Raw genomic sequence first — 1,060 nt, 5'->3', positions numbered from 1 at the left:
TAAGGATATGTGTCGCGAAGCCGACACCTATCCGAAGTGTTGGACAAGCCCAAGCTACCTTTATATAAGTAAATATTGATAGTTAGCTGGATAGCTATGCTGAAGTATCTCCATTACTTATTCCTAATAACCATTATTAGAAATGTGGCTAATACTCTAAATGATTTTTGTCCAGAATCTTCACAGCTGGCACTTTCTAACATTGTGATCACCAAGCGATTCTGTCGTACCTTAACCATCCAAAAGATAGTTAGTTCATTCCGCTCCAACCTGTTTTAGAGGAAGCTCCCGGCTAATGGGTTTGGATTTGATGTAGGTAATCAATTTGGCAACAGCTTGTTTCGAAAATGCCCAGTAAGCTGTTGGGTAAATACTGGTAAGACCGGGTACTTCCTTAATTAAGGTGGAGTAACTTATTAACATTTGTACTTACTTTATAAGAGCAAGACTGGTTGGGTAAGTCGTGTGTAATTAGTAGAATATAGGAAGTTTTTATGTCACATGGAACCCATGTAGTTATGCGGAAGTATATCGCCTTAGAACGTCAGTTTTTTCCCGTAATAGAAAGCCACAAGGATTCTGAAGAGCTAAATATTTCTCTTAGTTTGGGAATCAATAAAGCTGAAAATTGGAAGTCTCTATTACATGAATATCGTACTGTAATTTTAGCCGAGGCAGGCGCTGGTAAGACGGTTGAATTTATGGAAATGGCAAGTAAACTCTCAAATGACGGGAAGCTGTCTTTTTTTATTCGAATTGAAGATATTGACCGTAACTTTGATGATGCTTTCGAAATAGGTGATGAAGATGAGTTTGAAGACTGGCTTAATTCAAATGATGAGGCTTGGTTTTTCTTAGATTCGGTGGATGAAGCAAAATTAGCTCATCCTAGAGCTTTTGAAAAAGCTATTAAACGTTTTGCAAAAGGAATTGAGAAAGGGGCTAAGAGGGCTCATATTTACATTTCTAGTCGCCCATATAGCTGGCGTGCCAAGTCAGACAAAGCTCTAGTTGATGTTCACCTATTCTACCCATCTACTAGTTCTCGAGAAGATGACGA

The 1,060-nt window shown here is 38.5% G+C and carries 1 pseudogene; it reads left to right on the top strand.

Annotated features, from left to right (window positions below):
• Window positions 1-494 precede the first annotated feature (494 nt).
• Window positions 495-1,060, top strand: a pseudogene (locus tag I3255_RS14740) (hypothetical protein); the annotation flags it as partial.

Origin of the sequence: Psychrobacter sp. Ps6 (assembly GCF_022129235.1) — a bacterium.
Lineage (GTDB): Bacteria > Pseudomonadota > Gammaproteobacteria > Pseudomonadales > Moraxellaceae > Psychrobacter.
This window is presented reverse-complemented; position numbering and strand designations above follow the sequence as displayed.